This is a genomic window from Streptomyces sp. NPDC001401 (assembly GCF_042895385.1).
In the GTDB taxonomy this organism is placed as follows: domain Bacteria; phylum Actinomycetota; class Actinomycetes; order Streptomycetales; family Streptomycetaceae; genus Streptomyces.
Map to the genome: position 1 here is coordinate 1 of NZ_JBIAWI010000038.1, position 13,603 is coordinate 13,603.

Consider the following 13,603-nt stretch of genomic DNA (forward strand, 5'->3'; position numbering starts at 1 on the left):
CGACGCGACGACATCCACGAAGCCTTCCTCGGCCTCGCCACCTGCCTCATCACCTACAGACACGTACGACGCCTTTGTTAGGGCCTCTTAGACGGCGCGGACGGCGTCCGGCTCAGGGATCAGCCCCATCTCGGTGGCCGACGCCAGATGCTGGGCGAACCCCTCGGCACAGTCGGCCAGTGGACCTCCACGGCCGCGGCCGGCCGGTGCTCCCTCGGGGGCGGGCCGGTGAAGAGCCGTCAAGAAGCCGGCCAAGGCGTCGGCCGCTTGCGCAGCGCGCGTGACGGGGGCGCGGTCGGCGGGCGTTCCCGACACCCAAGTGGTGACGATCCAAGGCCGCGGAAACCGCTCGGAGGGCTCGCCGAGACGCTGCGGGACGGGGACCGGCAGTGGAAGGCTCGGGGCGAGAGCCGGAAGCCAATCATGCTCTTTGCGCAGCAGCGCGTCCGCAGACAACGTCGCCCAGGGCAGCCGGACGGCGAGGCCGTCGCCGAGCCGCCACAGCTGGTTGTCCCAGCCGTGCGCGCCGAACCTCAAAGGGTGATCGACCAAGTCGGGGTGCTGATCGCGCAGCAGATCCCGGACCAGTTCTGCGGTGATCTCGATCTCGGTATGGCTCATGCTGAGCCACGCTATCCGGATGGTGACTCGCCGACCGGGCCGACGTCGGTCAGGACGGTCTTGGACTTCGCCCCGCCGGAGGTCATCCCGCGGGGCGAATCGCACGTCGGCCGAGCGGCGCCTCGGACGAGAAAAGGCGGTGTACCCGATCAGCAGGTGGCCACTCCCGGCAGCCAGTCCGGGCCCTTGATGTAGATGACGGTCATCCACGAGCCGTCGGTCAGCTTCGCCCAGGCGTCGTTGGTGTAGCCCTCGGCCGTCACCTGCTGGGCGTGGACCTGGCACACCACGTTGACGGTGGTCGGCTGCGCGAAGTAACTCACCACGGCGGCATTGACGTTCGGGTCGCTGTGCGTGCGCACCCCGGTGCCCCAGGTCTGGAACGCCTTGCTGCCACCGCTCGGCGGCGGGGCGCTGCTGCCGCCGCAGTCCGGGATACCGGGAAGCGAGGCCGGGCCCTTGATGTAGATGTTCGTCATCCACGAGCCGTCGGCGAGCTTGGACCAGATGTCGTTGGTGTAGCCCTCGGCGGTGACGGTCTCCGCGTGCTGCTGGCACTGGACCGACACCTGCGTGGGACCGGCGAAGGTGTCGACGACTGAGGAGCCCACGCTCGGCGTGGAGTGCGTGCGCACCCCGGTGCCCCACGTCTCGAAGGTCGAACCGCCGTTCGCCGGTGGGGGAGTGGGGGTGCCGGAGCCGTTGATCCGGATGGCGCCCGCGTAGTCGCCGCCGGTGCGCACCGACGTGACCCGTATGTGCGTGCCCGACTCGTAGGCCTCGACCATCTGTCCGCCGCCCAGGTACATGGCGACATGGTGGATGTGCCCGCTGCCCCAGAACATCAGGTCGCCCGGCAGCAGCGGGGCCGTGCCCTGCGAGGCGGTGAAGCGGGCGGAGGCCTGCGAGCTGTGGAACTGGTCGTTGGCCGTGCCGTTGAGCAGGTCCTTGCCGGTTGCCCTCCAGTACGCGTAGCGCATCAGCCCCGAGCAGTCGAAGCCCTTGCGCTCGTTGTCGTGCAAGCTGTCCGGGTCGGAGCCGTCGTAGTAGCCGTAGGTGGCGCCGGGCGTCGCGCCGTGACCGCCGCCCCAGCTGTACCAGACGCCGATCTGGGAACAGGCCGCGCTCACGGCGGCCTGTGCGGTGGCGGAGGCTCCCGGAGCCAGCACACCGCAGTCGGCGGCTGCGGCGGCGTGGGCCGGGGCGGACACGAAGGCGGACAGGGCGAGGACCGAAGCCCCCAGGAGCGCACCGCTGGTCCGGCGGCGCATGCTGCTGATCTTCAAGGAACTTTTTCCTTAGGTCGTCGACGTTGACGTCACCGGGCGTCCCGGTGACGGGGATGGAGACGTGTGTGCCGCACCCCACCCCCGTGGGGGTGCGGCATCGCCGGCGGCTAGTGGTCGAGCGCGGCGCGCATCTTCGCCAGCCCGCGCATGCGGTTGCGCTGCACCGTGCCGCGGTGGGCTCCCAGCCGTTCGCCCGCCGTGTCGTGGCTGAGGCCCTCCAGGTCCACAAGGATCACCGCGGCCGCCTCCTTCTCGGAGAGCATGCCGAGCAGCGAGAGCGTGGTGACGGAGGCCTCGTAGGAGCCCAGCCCGCCGTCCCAGCCGGCCTCGGGCAGCCGGTCGGTGGTCTGTTCACGACGGGAGGGATGCACCCAAGAGTCGCGCAGCAGGTTGAGCGCGACGGCACACGCATAGGCGTACGGATGCTGCTGCTGCGCCAGGCTGCGGGCGCGGGCCCGCCGGGAGAGCCGCAGGTACGTCTCCTGGAGCAGATCGTCGGCGTCGTGCGGATTGCCCGTCAGGGCCACCAGCCGTCTTCGCAGCCGCGGCATGTCCGCGGTGAAGGCCGCGTCGAACTCCCCGGGGCTCATGCCCTCCTCGTTGACGCGCGTCGGCGGCGGACAGTTGGCGTTGCTGATCTCCACTTCTTTCCCCCTCGGTGGTGTGGTCGTCCTTTGTGCCCCGGTCGCGGTGGTCAGTCCGTCGACAGGGGCGGGGCGGCGGGGCCGTACCGGGCTGCCGGTGCCCGGGTCAGCAGAGCCCAGTACCGGTCGCCGTACGACCAGTGCCACCATTCGGTCGGGTAGTTGACGAATCCCGCCGCCGACAGCGCCCGGCCCAGCAGGGCCCGGTTCTCGCGGGCCTCGGCCGTGATGCCCGTCGCCGCGGTGCGGCAGGCACCCTCGCTCTCCTCCGGGGTGGCGTTGACCTCCGTGCCCAGTGGCAGCTCCCGGCCGTCCGCGTCGCACAGCGTGAGGTCGACTGCTCCGCCGCTGACATGAGGTGCGACCTCGGGCGGGGAGATGTAGGCACTCGCCAGTTCGCGGATCCGCTCGGGAGGCGCGTCCGGATGCGCCCGGCGCAGCGTCGCCGCGTACTGCTCGAAGTAGCGCCGCTGCAGATCCGGCGGCCGGTAGCCTTCCACCACCAGGAACCGGACGCGGGCCGGCAACAGTTCCTGAGCTCGGACGAGCCGCTCCAGCGCACCCGGCCGGAGATGGGCGAAGCTGCCGTCGTCGTCGGCCTGCCGGTGGTCGAGCCTGAGCCGGTCGCCGTCGCGCAGATCCACCAGCGGCTCACCGCATTCGGCCACGGCCGTCGCGGCGACCCGGGGGTCGGAGAGCGTGATGATGTCTGTCACGTCCAACAGCGTCGCGGTACCCGCTGCAAAACCTCTGCAGGTTCTCTGCAAGCTCCTGACCTGCATTTCTGCAGCACCCTTGCGGCTACGCCCGCTCCCATGCCTCCCGGCAGTCCAACTCCCGGAACACGGTGAGCGCTCCGGCCCGCGCCGCCCGCGCCCTCTCCTCCCGGCCGTCCGCCGACCACACCTGAGCCAGGTCCCAGGCCGTGCGTGCCTGCCAGACGGGAAGGCACAGCGCCTCCCAGCCCGCCAGCGCCCGCTCCAGCGGCTCCCGGGCCCCCTCGGTGTCGCCCATTGCGAGATGGCACTCACCGAGGGTGCGCAGCACCAAGGCGACACCGAACCGGTCCTGCCGCTCGCGGGCCACCGCCAGACAGCGGCCGAGCCGCTCGCGGGCCTGGACCGCACGGCCCGTGCGCAGCTCCACCTTGGCCAGCGACTGCTCGGTGTACATCAACCCGAAGGTGTCCTGCAGGCCGGTGAAGATCCGTAGCGCCTCCCGCATCAGCCGCTCGGCCTCCGCCAGGGTTCCCTCCGCCCGGTGACACAGCGCCAGCGCCCGCAGGGTGAGCCCCTCGCCGTGCGGATCGGCCCCGGTGCGGTACAGCTCCAGAGCCTGGGAAAGGGCCTCGCGGGACTGCTCGCCCCGCCCTTGCTCCCGGTGCACATACCCGATGCCGTACAGCACCCGGGCCCGGCCCCCGAGGTCGCCGGTGTGCGCGTACCGCTCCAGCGCGGCCTCGTGCAGCTTCAACGCCTCGGTGTAGCAAGCCTGTTCACGCCGGGCCGTACCCATGCCGTCGAGCGCCACGGCCTCACCCTGCGGCACGTCCCCGTGCTCCTCGAACCGCCGCAGGGCCCGCTCGAAAAAGGTGTACGACTCCTCGAGCTCGTCCTGCTCGTAACCCAGTTGACCGAGCCCTGTGAGCAGCCAGGCCTCGCCCTCGACGTCCCCGCTGCGGCGCACCGCCGCCATGGCCACCGTGTGCGAGCGGGACCAGGCGTCGAACTGGTTGTACAGCGCGGCCGAACTGGCGATCAGGGCCCCGGCGAGATCGCGCGCGGCCCGGGCCGCCCCGTGGTCGGCGCAGTACTCCGCCGCCGCCAGCAGACAGGCCTGCTCGGCGGCGAACCAGGCCGCGGGCCGCGCCAGCAGGTCCTCCTCGGTCTCCGCATCGAGGGGACGCACGGTGGCCGGCTCCGGGAAGTACCTGGCCGCGCCGCCGGGACCCCGGGCGGCGGCCTGCTTGGCGAGCCCCAGCCAGCAGCCCACCAGACGCAGCACCGCCGCCTCACGCTGTTCGGCGCTCTCCTCGGACAGACAGCGCTCGCGGGCGTGCTCGCGCGCCAGGTCGTGGATGCGGTAGCGGCTGCGGCCGGTGTCGTCGGGGCCGATGACGTCGATGAAGTGGCAGTCCACCAGCCGCTCCACAGCCTCCTCGGCCTCCTCGACCCCGATGTCGAGCAGGGGAGCGGCGATCCAGCCCGCGAAGTCGGGCAGGTCCAGCAGCGCCAGCCGGCGCAGGGCTGCGCGCCCCTGCGGGTCGAGGTCTGCGTAGCCGAGCTCGAGACTGGCGCGCAACTCCAGGTCCCCGGCCCGCAGTTCGTTCAGCCGGCGCCGCTCGTCGCGCAGGCGCCCCGCGAGCCGGCCCGGCCCCCAGTGCGGGCGGGACGCCAGCCGCGCTCCGGCGATGCGCACGGCCAGGGGCAGCCGTCCGCACAGCGCGACGATCTCCGCGGCCCGCTCCGGCTCGGCCCTGGTACGGCTCATTCCGGCCACCCGCCCGAGGAGTTCCAGCGCCTCCGGCTCGGCGGGCACGCCCAGGTCCAGATGCGCCGCGCCCTCCAGCGCGACCAGTCGGCGACGGCTGGTGACGAGCACGGCCGAGCCGCCTCCGGGCGGCAGCAGCGGCCGCACGTGCGCCTCACCGGCCGCGTTGTCGAGGATCAGCAGGATGCGGCGGTGCCCGATGTGCGTGCGGTACAGCCCGGTCAGTTCCTCCACCGAGGTCGGCAGGTTCTCCGGTTCGGCGCCCATCGCGCGCAGCAAACGGGCCAGCGCGTCGGCGGGTTGCAGCGGGGCGGTGTCGGCGGCACGCAGGTCCACGAACAGCCGCCCGTCCGGGAAGAGTTCGGCGGTGCGGTGGCCGACGTGCACGGCGAGGGCGGTCTTGCCGCTGCCCGAGCGGCCGGAGATGACGCCGATCGGCGGAGCGGTGCGGCCCGCGTCGTCGACTGCGCCCAGCAGCGACACGGCCCAGTCGATCTGTGCCGAGCGGCCCACGAAGTCGGCGATGTCGGGCGGGAGATGGGAGGGAGCTGGCCCCGTTCGCGGTGGCCGCGCGGTGCCCGGTACGGCGCGGTCCGAGGCGTCCGGCGCCTCCTTGAACACGGCCGGCTTCCGAGCGGTTGTCCGGGAGCCCGTGCCGAGCAGCCCGGAGTCGTTGGTCAGCACCGCCTGGTGCAGCGCCTGCAACTGCGGGCCGGGGTCTATGCCCAGTTCGTCGCGGAGACCCTCGCGTGCCTCCTCGTATGCGCGCAGGGCGTCGGCCACCCGGCCGGTGCGGAACAGGGCGGTCATCAGCTGGCCGCGCGGCCGCTCCCTGAGCGGATGGGCGGCGACATGCGTGAGCAGGGGCGCGATCGTGCGGTCCTCGTGTCCGAGCGCCAGCTGCAGATCGAAGGACTCCTCCTGGGCGTCCAGACGCAGTTCGGTCAGCCGGGCCGCCTCGACGCGGGCGAAGGACTGGCCCAGGCCCTCCAGGGCCTCCCGGCCCCGCCACAGCCCCAGCGCCTCGGACAGCAGGTCGGCGGCCTCCTGGGGGCGGCCCCGGCCCTCGGCGGCCCGGCCGGCGGCGAGCAGTTCCTCGAAGCGGCGGGCGTCGACCTGGGACGGGGCCAGTTCGGCGACGTATCCCGGTGGCCGGGTCCGGATCACCTCGGCCTCGCCGACCTTCGCGAGCGCGCGGCGGACGGCGGAGACATGGGTGGCGACGAGGGCGCCGGCGGTGGCGGGTGCCTCCTCGTCCCACACGCAGTCCACGAGCCGCTCGGTGGACACGACTTCGCCGAGGCGGACGACGAGCGCGGACAGCACCGCAAGGGGTCTGGTCCCGCCCAGCGGGGCGCGCCGGCCGCCCGCCCACACCTCCACCGGACCGAGTAGACGTATCTCCAGCATGATCCCCCGCTTGCCGTACCGTGCCCGCTCCGCGGAGCGTGGCAACGATATCGACGGCCGCGTCGGCGCAGGTCGGAGGCCGGAGCGCCCTGGCCGGATCCGATCGGTCCCCAAGGGCGGGACCGGACTCGAGGCAGGCCTGGCTTCAGGGCCGGTGTCGACGGATCCGGGCGACGCCACGACGGCTACTTGGCTGGAATTCGTGCGACACGGGTCCCTCGCCTGAGGGACGGCCGGCCCGGGGCCCTCGTATGACAGACGCCGCGAAAGAAATTCTTCCGCACCGACCTCATACGAACGCCCCTCGCGGATCGTCAACGGCACGAAAGCACAAGCCCGTCCGATCAGCGCCCAGGGAGTCGCCCGATGCACCGCTGGACCTTGGCCCTGCTGACCGCCGGCCTGCTGGCGACGACGGTCACCGGCTGCGCGAGCGGGACGTCCGACTCCGACTCGACCGCAGAGGCCGGCCCCGCCGCTCACGGTGCCGCGGGCGGTCCGGAGAGGACGCTGCACCTCGCGGAACAACTCCTCATCAAGGAGTGCATGGAGAAGCAGGGACACAAGTACTGGATCGAGCCGCCCAAACCCGACGACGTCTCGGTCCGCTTCCCCTACGTCGTGGACGATCCGGCATGGGCCGGGGTCCACGGCTACGGCACCGACCTGCGCCGCAAGCGGGAGACCGAGGTGCGCGGCAACCCCAACCAGAAGTACTTCCGCTCTGCATCCGCCGCGACCCGGGCAGCTCTGGTCAGCGACCTCAACGGGGCCCAGCCGCAAGGGCTTTCGGCTCGGCTGCCGAACGGCATGCAGGTCACCCACAGCGACCAGGGCTGCCAGGCCACCGCGGAGAGGAAGCTGTACGGCGACCTCGAGGCGTGGTTCCGGGCCACCCGGGTCACCGACACCCTGGCCGGCATGCGCGTCGGCCTCGTGACCGGCGACAAGCGCTACAAGGCGGCCGTCAAGCCCTGGGCGCGCTGCATGCGCGGCCACGGCTACACCTATGCCGGCCCCGCCGAGTCCCGCGCCGCCGCCACGCAGCCGGGCCGTCCGTGGCCGCACGCCAAGGAGGTGCGGCTGGCTTCGGCCGAGGCCGCCTGTGCCACCTCCAGCGGGCTGTCGTACGTGGCGAAGTCCCTGGACACCAAGTACCGGGCCGAACTGCGGCGCCGCCATTCCCGGGAGACGGCCGACCTCTCCCGCCTCAGGCGCGAGGCACTGCCACGGGCCCGCGCGATCGTCGCCCGCGGCGACTGATCCGCGCCCGTCCACCACAGACCACCACGGCCGCCGAGCCGTGGTCGCACCACCCCCCACCGCTGACGAAACGAGGGAATCCCATGTCCATCAAGCGTGTCCTCACCCTTGCCGCCTCGGCCGCCGCCGTCGCCGCGCTCTTCTCCCCGGTGTCCAGCGCCAGCGCGCTGGAGTCGGGCGCCCAGGCCGCCGCCGCGGCGCCCCGACTGGCCGCCGCTGACGGCTACCTGCACGTCTACACCCAGCCCAACGGGCGCGGCCACGAGTGCAAGTGGCAGGGCAACTCCGACAACTGGGGTACGTGCCGCAACCTGACCTCCGACATCTGGAACAACGGCTACGCGGGCGGGTTCGACGCCGTCGACCTGTACACGGCCCCCAACGCCGGCGGCGCCCACGCCTGCATCAGCCAGGGCGACCGCTGGAACGACACCACCACCGGCGAGTACCGCTTCACCTACGGCGCCGGTCTGGAGCAGTTCGGAGCGAGCGTCAACAACAACATCTCCTCGCACCGCTGGGTCGACTACTGCAGCCAGGGCTGACCGGCCTGACGAGGCCGCCCCGGCACACCCGCTCGGCGGGCGCGCCGGGGCGGCCGTGCGTCGGCCGGCACCGGTCGATGGCACAGGTCGTCACCCACGGCTCCTGTCACATGGTCAGCACGTCAGGCAGACCCACCTCGGCGCGGAGCGTTCGGGGCAGCCCGAACAACGGGAAGAGGCCGTTGTCCCCGAAGCGTGTGATGGCGGAGATCCGGTCGCCCTCCAGGGTGAGCACCACGAGACCGTAGGCGTGCGCCTCGGGCCCGGCGGGATCGTGCAGGTATGAGCCGAACGCGGGCTGGCCGTTCGCCCGCGTGGGAACCAGCCGCACCGCTTTGCCGCCCCACCAGGGGAGGGCCTCGTAGAACCGGGTGATGGAGGCGTGTCCCTGGTACTCGAGGGGCTCGGGCGGCATGGTCAGCCACGCGTCCTCGGTCAGCAGGGCGACCAGCCGGTCGATGTCGGAGTTCTCCATCGCGTCCACGAACCGCCCGACGAGCTCGCGTTCTCGCGGTGAGCGCGGCAGGGGCGCCCGGTCGCGGTCGCGCGCGGGCAACTGGCCGTCCAGAGCCGCGCGGGCCCGCTGCAGGGCGCTGTTCACCGAGACGCCGCTGCTGTCGAGCAGGTCGGCCACCTCGGCCGCGCGGAAGCCGAGCACGTCGCGCAGCACCAGGACCGCGCGCTGCCGCGGCGGCAGGCGCTGGAGCCCGGCCACGAACGCCAGGGCCAGCGACTCCCTGGTCTCGTAGCGGGCGTCCGGTCCCGGGGCAGTGTCCGGCAGGTCCTCCAGCAGGCTGTCCGGGTAGGGCTCGAACCAGGCCGCCTCGGAGCGGCGCGTGGGCTCGGGCACGTCGATCGGGGGACGGGCCGGCTGCTGCGGCTGCGGTCGGCGGGCGGTGTCGCGCAGCGCGTTCAGGCAGCGGTTGGTCGCGATGCGGTACAGCCAGGCGCGCACAGAGGCCCGCCCCTGGAAGCCTTCGAGCCCGCGCCAGGCAGCCAGGAGGGTCTCCTGAACCGTGTCCTCCGCGTCCTGCACGGATCCCAGGATCCGGTAGCAGTGCAACTGGAGTTCGCGCCGGTAGGGCTCGGTGAGCTCGCGGAACGCTTCCCCGTCGCCCGCCCGCGCCCGCGCCAGCGTCGATTCGATCACCACGGCATCCTCGCTTCGCCTCGTCCATTCGTCCTCCCGATAAGGACACCCCCCGAGCCGAAAAGTCATCGGTGACTTCCTCGATGCGGCCGTGTCTCAACAAGCGACCGCATTTCACACGGCATTCCACGAGGAACAAGGGAGACCGTCACCATGACGAACATCGCGGGCAGCGCAGTCCTGATCACCGGGGGCAATCGCGGCATCGGCCGCGCGCTTGTCGAGGAGGCCCTGACGAGGGGTGCGGAGCGGGTGTACGTCGGCACCCGCGTGCCGCTGACCCACCCGGACGGGCGGGTCACCCCGCTGGTTCTGGATGTGACCGACGCCGACCAGCTGCGACGGGCGGCGCAGGAGGTCGCCTCTCACGGCACCCTCGACGTCCTGGTCAACAACGCCGGCGTCGCGCTCTACGACGCCCTGGACGACCGCTCTGTCATCGAACGACACCTGGCAGTCAATCTCTACGGCACCTACGACGTGACCCGGGCCTTCCTGCCCCTGTTGCTCCGCTCCCGGGGAGCGATCGTCAACAACCTGTCGGTCAACAGCCTCGCCCCCTTCCCCCTGATTCCCGCCTACGCGGTCTCGAAGGCGGCCGCGTTCTCCCTGACGCAGTCGCTGCGCGCCCTGCTGTCAGAACGGGGCGTACGTGTGCACGCCGTGCTGACCGGCCCGGTGGACACCGACATGAGCCGAGGAATCGACGTGCCGAAGGCGTCCGCGGAGTCCGTCGCACGAGCCGTCTTCGACGGGGTGGAGAAGGACGAGGAGGACATCTTTCCCGATCCCCGGTCGCAGGCCCTGGCGGACGGCTGGCGCGGCGGCGTGGTGAAGGCCCTGGAGCTGGAGCTGGCAGAGTTCTCGGGGGCGGAACATGCCGCGTCCTGAACTTCGGGTGCGGGGCGACGCGGACGTCGAGGTCGGCGTGACAGGACCCGGATCGGCGGCTACGGCGGCCACGCTGACGGCGACGGTCGGGCTCGCCGTCGTCTCCTGGGCCGTCACGGTCCGGCAGATGGACGGTGCGATGGACATGGGCGTGGCGACGCGCCTCGGCTCGTTCGGGTCCTTCGCCGCCCTGTGGGTGCCGATGATGGCGGCGATGATGCTGCCGGGCGCGGCACCGGCGGTCCTCCGGCGCACCCATACCCAGGACGGTCGCGGATTGGCCGCAGTGCCGCTGTTCGTCGGGTCGTACCTCGCCGTCTGGGCCGTCGTCGGGGTCGCCGTGTACGCGGTGTACCGGCCGCACGGGCCGTTCGCGGCCGGCATCGTGGTGATCGCTGCGGGTGTCTATGAGTTCACGCCCCTCAAGCGGCGCTTCCGCCGACGCTGCCGCGAGGACGTCAGCTCCGGGTTCGCGTACGGGCTCTCCTGCGTCGGCTCGTGCATCGGCCTGATGCTGGTGCTGACGGCGCTGGGCGTCATGAACCTCGCGTGGATGTCCCTGATGGCCGTCCTCGTCCTCGCCGAGAGGCTGCTGCCGGCGAAGGCCGCCTTCGAGGTGCCGCCTGCACTGGCGATCGTCGGACTCGGGCTCCTGATCCTGGCAGCGCCGTCGTCCGTTCCCGGCCTCATGCCATCGATGTGACACGTCATGGGGCACGCGGACCACACATCCAAGCAACGACAAGAAGCGACCGAAAACGCAAGAAGGAGACAGACCGTGACCGACCACAAGACGGGAACACACGAGGAATGGCTCGCGGCCAGGCTGGACCTGCTCGATGCCGAGAAGGAACTGACGCGGCGCAGTGACGAACTGGCGCGGCGGCGACAGGAGTTGCCGTGGGTCCGTGTCGACAAGGAGTACCCCTTCGAGACCGACGAGGGCCCTGCGTCTCTGGAGGACCTCTTCGCCGGAAGCTCGCAACTCCTCGTCTACCACTTCATGTTCGGGCCGGACTACGAGGCGGGGTGCCTGTCCTGCTCGGCGATCGCGGACGGCTTCGACGGTTCCGTCGTCCATCTCGCGCATCACGATGTCACGCTCTGCGCGGTGTCGCGGGCGCCGCTTGCGAAGCTGCGAGCGTACAAGAAGCGGATGGGCTGGAAATTCCCCTGGGCGTCGTCGTACGGCAGCGACTTCAACTACGACTTCGGAGTGGCGCACACCGAGCAGGAGTGGCGTGCCGGAGCCGTGACGTACAACTACCGCGAGAACAGGGACTTCCGGCTGCCGTCCGGTGAACTGGGCGTCCAGCTCACCGAGTTCGCCTCGACCGTGGGGACGGACTGGGACACCTACCGGCGAGAGGGACCGGGCATGAGCGCGTTCGTGCGCGAGGACGGGGTGGTGTACCACACCTACTCGGCGTACGAGCGTGGCATCGACGGCCTGTGGGGCATGTACCAGTGGCTGGACCGCGCCCCGCTCGGCCGCAACGAGACGGGTATGTGGTGGCGCCGTCACGACGAGTACGACAAGCAGTGACTCACGCCGAGGACATTCAGCCCCGGCCCGGACACGCGCGCGCGTGCTCCGCGGCCTCATCCCGACCACGGAGAAGCACATGTCTGTTCGCCATGCCCTCGTGATCGGTGCCGGCGGCGGCGTCGGACGCGCCACCGTCGATGCCCTCACCGCCGCAGGAGTCCGTGTCCTGGCCTGTGGACATGAGCGGGACGCCACGGATCCCGCCCAGGTCACCGCACTCCTCGCCGAGGCCGACCCGGATCTCGTCGTGGTCGCCGCGGGTACGCGTCCGCGGATGGCCCCGATCGAGGAGCAGAGCTGGGAGTCGTTCTCGGCGCCGTGGAACGTCGATGTCAGGATCGCCTTCGAGGTGGGCCGCGCCGCGCTGGCGCGACCGTTGCGGGCGGGCTCGACCGTGGTGATCGTCTCCAGTGGCGCCGGGCTCGGCGGCTCACCGTTGTCGGGCGGCTACGCGGGCGCCAAGCGGATGCAGATGTTCCTGGCCGACTACCTCCAGTCCGCTGCCGACGCCCGTGGACTCGGCATCCGGTTCCTCGCCCTGGTCCCACGCCAGTTGCTGGTCGGTACGGCGATCGGTGAGGCCGCGGCCGCCGCGTACGGTGCGGCGACCGGCCAGTCCGCCGAGGCCTACCTGAAGGAGCACTACCCGGTGCCCCTCGGCCCCGCCGGGGTCGCCCGCGCCGTACTGGCGATCGCCTCCGGCGAAGAACACCGTCGGAAGAGTCTGCTGGCGGTGACAGGCAGGGGAGTCGAGGCCATCTGATCCCTGCTCCAGGAGGCGGGCGGATGCTGTCCCCCGTCCGGTCCTGCGCGGACGGGCGGGGGAACAGAAGGAAAAGCCGGAAGGAAACGATTCCCTGACGAACGACCGCCGGGGACCGACATCGTCCAGGGGAACCAAGTCCTCATCGAGATCCGTCGGGGCGATCTCGTCGAGAACCGGAAGGCGGCGGGCACGGCGGTGATGTCGCTGTAGGGAGCCGTTGAAGCCGAAACCGGCCGAACCGCCCGCCGCCGGCGTGGCGTTGTTGTAGCTCTCGTTGGTGGCGGTGACGGCGGCACCGCTCCGGGTGATCTTCGCGTCCCAGCCGTTGGTGATCGCCGGCGCGGGGCCGCTGGAGCGAGAGGCGACCGCCTGGGCGGCCGGCCGGGTCTCGTCCCATCGCGTCCTCCTCGGCTTCGGCGCCACTTCGCCGGGGCTGCGCGGCGCAAGGGTGCTGAGTCCGCCGCGGTGAGCCGCGCGAACGGTGGTGCAGCCGCCCCAGGGGAACTCGTCACGCAGGTGCCGGACGAGCCCCTCGTGTCCGGCGTCACCACGCAGTCGGCCTGCGCACCGTGACGGGCCCGGGCCGATGAAGGACGCAGGGCCCAAGTGCCGTGAGTCCGCGCGAACGGCGCCGGGCTTCCGGAACGGCATACGTTCCAGATCTCACGACGTACCGGACGACGGTGAGCGAATCGGTTCGACGCAAGCGCTTCGACGGGATGCCGCGACCGGCGATGTCCGGGGTCAATGGCATGGCGCGAGGCGAATTCGGCGCCGACGTGCGGGGCGCGGTCCGACCGCTTCGGCCGGTGTCCTGCGAACCGGCGCTCCGTGACCCGTCTGCGGGACCGTATCCCTGCTCACCGGCATGATGGTGGGTCAGCCGAGTGATCCGGGCTCCGGCACCGGGCACATCCGCGACCGCCTCATCGCCCGAGCGGCAGGCGGTCAGCCGTCGTCCCTCTGCCGCCACACCGCAACTTTT

At 71.7% G+C, this 13,603-nt stretch carries 12 protein-coding genes and 2 pseudogenes; 7 read left to right on the forward strand and 7 right to left on the reverse strand.

What is annotated here, in order from left to right:
• Positions 1–90: 90 nt before the first annotated feature.
• The 5 genes and pseudogenes from ACFY10_RS54040 to ACFY10_RS54060 form a co-directional block, all read right to left on the reverse strand.
• A pseudogene (locus ACFY10_RS54040) lies at positions 91–621 on the reverse strand (phosphotransferase); the annotation flags it as partial.
• 149 nt (positions 622–770) lie between these two features.
• Positions 771–1,892 carry a C40 family peptidase gene (locus ACFY10_RS54045; RefSeq protein WP_390672835.1) on the reverse strand — a complete coding sequence of 374 codons (1,122 nt, stop codon included), beginning with the start codon at positions 1,890–1,892 and terminating at the stop codon, positions 771–773.
• Positions 1,893–2,017: 125 nt separating this feature from the next.
• On the reverse strand, positions 2,018–2,500 hold the full coding sequence (locus ACFY10_RS54050; RefSeq protein ID WP_390672836.1) for an RNA polymerase sigma factor: 483 nt from the start codon (positions 2,498–2,500) through the stop codon (positions 2,018–2,020).
• Positions 2,501–2,604: 104 nt separating this feature from the next.
• The gene (locus ACFY10_RS54055) at positions 2,605–3,270 is read right to left on the reverse strand and encodes a M15 family metallopeptidase (protein WP_390672808.1); all 666 of its coding nucleotides are present in this window, start codon (positions 3,268–3,270) and stop codon (positions 2,605–2,607) included.
• An 85-nt stretch (positions 3,271–3,355) separates the two neighbouring features.
• Positions 3,356–6,454: a BTAD domain-containing putative transcriptional regulator gene (locus ACFY10_RS54060; protein WP_390672809.1), complete on the reverse strand. Its 3,099-nt coding sequence runs from the start codon at positions 6,452–6,454 to the stop codon at positions 3,356–3,358.
• 366 nt (positions 6,455–6,820) lie between these two features.
• On the opposite strand from ACFY10_RS54060, the gene ACFY10_RS54065 reads away from it, so the two are divergent.
• Together ACFY10_RS54065 and ACFY10_RS54070 are read left to right on the forward strand one after the other, a co-directional pair.
• Positions 6,821–7,717, forward strand: coding sequence for a hypothetical protein (locus ACFY10_RS54065; protein ID WP_390672810.1), 897 nt, complete (start codon positions 6,821–6,823; stop codon positions 7,715–7,717).
• A gap of 83 nt (positions 7,718–7,800) precedes the next feature.
• Positions 7,801–8,262 (forward strand): peptidase inhibitor family I36 protein, encoded by a 462-nt coding sequence (locus tag ACFY10_RS54070; RefSeq protein WP_390672811.1) that lies wholly within the window; start codon positions 7,801–7,803, stop codon positions 8,260–8,262.
• 106 nt (positions 8,263–8,368) lie between these two features.
• On the opposite strand, the gene ACFY10_RS54075 is transcribed toward ACFY10_RS54070, so the two are convergent.
• Positions 8,369–9,412: a sigma-70 family RNA polymerase sigma factor gene (locus ACFY10_RS54075; protein WP_390672812.1), complete on the reverse strand. Its 1,044-nt coding sequence runs from the start codon at positions 9,410–9,412 to the stop codon at positions 8,369–8,371.
• Between the two features lie 153 nt (positions 9,413–9,565).
• On the opposite strand from ACFY10_RS54075, the gene ACFY10_RS54080 reads away from it, so the two are divergent.
• The 4 genes from ACFY10_RS54080 (at position 9,566) to ACFY10_RS54095 (ending at position 12,615) form a co-directional block, all read left to right on the forward strand.
• Positions 9,566–10,303, forward strand: a complete 738-nt coding sequence (locus tag ACFY10_RS54080; protein WP_390672813.1) for an SDR family NAD(P)-dependent oxidoreductase — start codon at positions 9,566–9,568, stop codon at positions 10,301–10,303.
• On the forward strand, positions 10,290–11,006 hold the full coding sequence (locus tag ACFY10_RS54085; RefSeq protein WP_390672814.1) for a DUF2182 domain-containing protein: 717 nt from the start codon (positions 10,290–10,292) through the stop codon (positions 11,004–11,006). Before ACFY10_RS54080 ends, ACFY10_RS54085 begins: the two co-directional genes overlap by 14 nt.
• Positions 11,007–11,081: 75 nt before the next feature.
• A complete protein-coding gene (locus tag ACFY10_RS54090; RefSeq protein WP_390672815.1) occupies positions 11,082–11,849 on the forward strand; it encodes a DUF899 domain-containing protein in 768 nt (255 codons plus the stop codon).
• A gap of 79 nt (positions 11,850–11,928) precedes the next feature.
• On the forward strand, positions 11,929–12,615 hold the full coding sequence (locus ACFY10_RS54095; protein WP_390672816.1) for an SDR family oxidoreductase: 687 nt from the start codon (positions 11,929–11,931) through the stop codon (positions 12,613–12,615).
• A 258-nt stretch (positions 12,616–12,873) separates the two neighbouring features.
• On the opposite strand, the pseudogene ACFY10_RS54100 reads toward ACFY10_RS54095, so the two are convergent.
• Positions 12,874–12,927 (reverse strand): annotated as a pseudogene (locus ACFY10_RS54100) (hypothetical protein); the annotation flags it as partial.
• On the opposite strand from ACFY10_RS54100, the gene ACFY10_RS54105 reads away from it, so the two are divergent.
• A complete protein-coding gene (locus tag ACFY10_RS54105; RefSeq protein ID WP_390672817.1) occupies positions 12,902–13,087 on the forward strand; it encodes a hypothetical protein in 186 nt (61 codons plus the stop codon). The pseudogene ACFY10_RS54100 and the gene ACFY10_RS54105 sit on opposite strands and share 26 nt — an antisense overlap.
• Positions 13,088–13,603 lie beyond the last annotated feature (516 nt).

Bases quoted from the DNA above. Each gene is read 5' to 3' on its own strand.
- ACFY10_RS54045 (WP_390672835.1), bottom strand. From the start codon at position 1,892: ATGCGCCGCCGGACCAGCGGTGCGCTCCTGGGGGCTTCGGTCCTCGCC.
- ACFY10_RS54050 (WP_390672836.1), bottom strand. From the start codon at position 2,500: ATGAGCCCCGGGGAGTTCGACGCGGCCTTCACCGCGGACATGCCGCGG.
- ACFY10_RS54060 (WP_390672809.1), bottom strand. From the start codon at position 6,454: ATGCTGGAGATACGTCTACTCGGTCCGGTGGAGGTGTGGGCGGGCGGC.
- ACFY10_RS54065 (WP_390672810.1), top strand. From the start codon at position 6,821: ATGCACCGCTGGACCTTGGCCCTGCTGACCGCCGGCCTGCTGGCGACG.
- ACFY10_RS54070 (WP_390672811.1), top strand. From the start codon at position 7,801: ATGTCCATCAAGCGTGTCCTCACCCTTGCCGCCTCGGCCGCCGCCGTC.
- ACFY10_RS54080 (WP_390672813.1), top strand. From the start codon at position 9,566: ATGACGAACATCGCGGGCAGCGCAGTCCTGATCACCGGGGGCAATCGC.
- ACFY10_RS54085 (WP_390672814.1), top strand. From the start codon at position 10,290: ATGCCGCGTCCTGAACTTCGGGTGCGGGGCGACGCGGACGTCGAGGTC.
- ACFY10_RS54095 (WP_390672816.1), top strand. From the start codon at position 11,929: ATGTCTGTTCGCCATGCCCTCGTGATCGGTGCCGGCGGCGGCGTCGGA.